Raw genomic sequence first — 4,073 nt, 5'->3', positions numbered from 1 at the left:
TTTTTCCGCCTTCCGTACCTTCTAGATATCGTTTTACTGCTTGTATTTTATCTTTTGAAGAAAATTTAGCCATAAAAAATGCACCTCCAATTGTTAGTTATGTGTCTAACAATTGGGGTGCACTTCATCCCAGTTAAAAGAAGTAGTCTTTTTCTATTACGTAATTTGGTTCCATAAATGATGCTTTATCGCATCTTGAATAGTTTACTCAAAGGGTATTTCCCACAATTATAGAAAATATCCTTTGTTTCTTAACTCTTTATTGTTGGCTAGATTGTTGGTTCTTTTTAGCTTCTGCTTGAGCGTTTTGTTGTTTTACTGCTTGTACATCTGTTTCACTAGCAAATTCCGTTCCAAATTTGTTAGATGCAGCATTTGTTCCTACAGAAGTTTTGTTTGGTTGTTTGTTATTATTCATTACAATCACCTCCATAAAATTTAATGTTCCCAATAGGATCGTAACTATCCCAAAAAGCTTTTAACGAATATACGATTGTTAATAATAGGACGTTATGTTAACTTCACGTGTATATGTTATACATCAAAACTCCTCATCCAGCGTTCCCCTCACATGGTACAATTAAGAAAAGGAGGAGAACTTCAAAATGATTTTAGAAGCAGTCATGTTGCAAATAAAAGACGGTATGGAGACGGAGTATGAATCAGTATTTAAGCAAGCATCCTCAATCATCTCTTCCATGCCAGGATACATAAATCATGAATTACAACGCTGTATGGAGCAGAAAGGAAAATATTTGCTCCTTGTGCAATGGGAAACTTTAGAAGACCACACGATAGGATTTCGTCAATCTGAACAATATCAAGAGTGGAAAGCATTATTGCATCACTTTTATGATCCATTTCCAACGGTTGAACACTTTAAGCCTGTAGAGTTATCACGAAACTCAACTTGACCGTCTATTAATAATTGAAAAGTAACTTCCAATAACGAGAATTATGTAAATAAGCTGTCCATATGGACAGCTTATTATATTTTTGCTTAGCGTACATAATTCGCGTTTTGTTGGTGCTACCCCATTGCCATCAACCTAAGAAAACAGTTCACCCCCAAAACGATAAATAAGCTTTTTCGTTACAAGAAATCCTAAAAATTTCGTTCTGGGGGTGTAATAAAACTTTGGGTTGATGGGCATGTGTCTGTGCCCCTAATTTAAGATGATGTCGTACTTCCTCTTAAATCAGATCCGACTATACTTATTCTAACTTTCTACCTGTTAATAAACTTTACAACAGAACCCTAATTTGCAAGCTGGCGGAACAAATCGAAATATCATGCTTTCCCATCAAATAACAAACAGCAACAGTACTTTAAATTTAATTCTTAGGATATCGCTCTTTTACAAGTTCTTCGATGTTAATAGCTTTTTTAATTTCTTCTGATGATAACCAAGGTGTATATCTTGTTCCATTCTTAGTTTGTAAGTATATCTGAAATTTTTTATTATATAGTTCTTCTTTAAGGATTGTGGTTATCTTGATTAAATCTTTAATTACAAGGGGATTATTTTCAAATTCATTACTACCGGTATTAATAATTAAATTCACCTTATATCCTCGAACATCCATATATTCCAAATTTGCATAAGTAATACCTTGTAATTCAAAACGATTGTTTTGAATTGCAATTAATCTCTCTTCTATTTTTGTATGATTTTTAATCCAATTTTCCAAATAAATGTCTATCGTATTGTTCATCGTTTTTTTCATTGTTAATAACAGCTCTTCTTTTGTTATCATTTTTTGCACATTTTTAAAAGGTCCACCTAAAGATTTTCCATTATAATCCTTAATTTCAAGTTCTGTTATCTTTTTATTATTTTTCTGGATGAGTTGAAATAGAGTATATAAACGATCTAATTCTACTGATTCAAATTGGCTAAAGTCAATCTCGTTACTCATTTGCAAAGTTAATAATAATTCATTAGTTGGTTTTCCTTCATCTGACCTTCTATCCTCTGACAAATATTGAAGAGTGTTATCAGTTTTAATTTCCACGTACCCTAACTTTTTTATTTCTTCTAGAGTTGGTTGGAATTTCTGATATGCCTCATATGTTTTTTTTCCATATTTGTATTCATCACTTTTTATGGATGAATAGAAGAGACCATCTACCTCTACTCGAAATTGAATATTTTTATTATTCTTTACTTGCACAGTATGGTATGCATGTCCCATATTATTTTCATTTAAAGGGCTCATATGTGTTACAACAACATCGATTCCGTGTTTTTCTTTTATATATTTTTGTACCTCATCTTCATTAACTTGATTACAACCACTTAAAAATATGAAACATACTACTAGCAATATTACATTTTTCATGCTTTTCATATAAGCACTCCCTACGTAAGGTTAATTATTGAATATGCAGCACACTGCAAAGCACTCTTTCCTTAGTCGTATACTTCAACTTTTATATAGTGTGAATCTTAAATCATTTAAGTTCTTGACGTTCCCATCTATACTGCTTGGAACATTACTGTCTTAAATATATAACTTATTTGTTTCAAGGTCTTTCTCAGTTCTAAAAGCATATGGTTCATTGGGCAAATATCTAAATTGTACATTCATACCATGAGATCTATTTTACTATAAAATAATGAAAAAATACGCTATTCTTTCTGTAGAATCATAGGAAAGGATGGCGTTTTTTATGTCTGTTTCTGTGTCTAACGAATTACAACTATTTGCTCAAGAGATTCAAAGTGCCCTATCTCCAAATGCCTTACGAAATCTTGCTAGAGATGTTGGCTTTGTACAACGAACCAGTAAGTACCAAGCAAAAGATTTAGTCGCTTTATGTGTACGGGTGAGCCAAAATGTAGCTATGACTTCTTTAACTCAGTTATCTAGCTGTTTAGAAGCATCAACAGAAGTACTCATCAGCCCTGAGGGCTTGAATCAACGATTTAATAAAGCGGCTGTTCAATTTTTACAACACCTATTAACTGAACTACTAAACCAAAAACTGACCTCATCTATGCCAATTTCTTATCCATATACTTCTGTTTTCAAGCGTATTCGTATTTTAGATTCAACTGCATTTCAACTTCCGGATATATTTTCATCAATTTATCCTGGTGCGGGAGGATGCAGCCATACAGCGGGAGTAAAGATACAGCTTGAGTATGATTTATTAAGTGGACAATTCCTTCATATTCATACAGGTCCAGGTAAACAACATGATCGAACCTACGGTTCCCTGTGTGCCCCAACTGTAACAGCGAATGATTTATGTATCCGAGACTTAGGTTATTTTCATTTGAAAGATCTTCAACATATACAAGATAAAAAGGCTTATTATATCTCACGTATCAAATCGAATACACGTATTTATCAAAAAAATCCAAACCCTGATTATTTTCAAGATGGCAGAATTAAGAAGGGTACAGAGTATATCCAAATAGATATGGAGGTTTTAATGAATTCTCTTCAGCCAGGACAAACATATGAAATATCCGACGCTTATGTGGGAATGACTGATAAAGTACCAGCTCGTATGATTGTTCATCGACTAACAAAAGAACAGCAACGAAAACGATTACATGATCAAACGGTAAGAGAAAAAAAGAAAGGAATGAAGTATTCTGCTCGTAGTAAACGACTAAGCGGTATCAATGTATATATGACAAATACCCCTATAGATATTGTCCCGATGGGACAAGTACATGATTGGTATTCTTTACGTTGGCAAATCGAGATTTTATTTAAAACATGGAAATCATTCTTTCATATTCATCATTGTAAAAAAATAAAACGAGAACGATTGGAATGCCATTTGTATGGGCAACTGATTGCCATTCTACTTTGTTCTTCTACCATGTTTCAAATGCGGCAATTACTTCTTATGAAAAAGAAACGAGAACTGAGTGAATATAAGGCCATATATATGATTAAAGATTACTTTTTTCTTCTTTTCCAATCGATACAAAACATACTAAGATTAGTAGTGCAGACCAAGGCATTGGTTCGCACTACTATTTTTTATATAGTAGAAGTGAAGAGAAGGTCGTGGGTGTCTTGGGATCCTGAATCCGTATACAAAACTGACC

General features: G+C 33.1%; 4 protein-coding genes. 2 read left to right on the top strand and 2 right to left on the bottom strand.

Features of this window, described 5'->3' with window-relative positions:
* Positions 1 to 259: 259 nt before the first annotated feature.
* On the bottom strand, positions 260 to 433 hold the full coding sequence (locus tag D1166_RS30740; protein ID WP_002001652.1) for a gamma-type small acid-soluble spore protein: 174 nt from the start codon (positions 431 to 433) through the stop codon (positions 260 to 262).
* 172 nt (positions 434 to 605) lie between these two features.
* Between D1166_RS30740 and D1166_RS30735 the strand changes: the two genes are divergently transcribed.
* On the top strand, positions 606 to 914 hold the full coding sequence (locus tag D1166_RS30735) for an antibiotic biosynthesis monooxygenase family protein (protein ID WP_000599690.1): 309 nt from the start codon (positions 606 to 608) through the stop codon (positions 912 to 914).
* Positions 915 to 1,335: 421 nt separating this feature from the next.
* On the opposite strand, the gene D1166_RS30730 is transcribed toward D1166_RS30735, so the two are convergent.
* Positions 1,336 to 2,352 carry a hypothetical protein gene (locus tag D1166_RS30730; RefSeq protein WP_065845861.1) on the bottom strand — a complete coding sequence of 339 codons (1,017 nt, stop codon included), beginning with the start codon at positions 2,350 to 2,352 and terminating at the stop codon, positions 1,336 to 1,338.
* A 322-nt stretch (positions 2,353 to 2,674) separates the two neighbouring features.
* On the opposite strand from D1166_RS30730, the gene D1166_RS30725 reads away from it, so the two are divergent.
* The coding region (locus D1166_RS30725; RefSeq protein WP_118043546.1) for an IS4 family transposase at positions 2,675 to 4,073 on the top strand (1,399 nt) is incomplete at its 3' end.

The sequence above is a fragment of the Bacillus sp. ISO11 genome, from assembly GCF_003458115.1.
Lineage (GTDB): Bacteria > Bacillota > Bacilli > Bacillales > Bacillaceae_G > Bacillus_A > Bacillus_A cereus.
This window is presented reverse-complemented; position numbering and strand designations above follow the sequence as displayed.

Bases quoted from the DNA above. Each gene is read 5' to 3' on its own strand.
- D1166_RS30740 (WP_002001652.1), bottom strand. From the start codon at position 433: ATGGAGGTGATTGTAATGAATAATAACAAACAACCAAACAAAACTTCT.
- D1166_RS30735 (WP_000599690.1), top strand. From the start codon at position 606: ATGATTTTAGAAGCAGTCATGTTGCAAATAAAAGACGGTATGGAGACG.
- D1166_RS30730 (WP_065845861.1), bottom strand. From the start codon at position 2,352: ATGAAAAGCATGAAAAATGTAATATTGCTAGTAGTATGTTTCATATTT.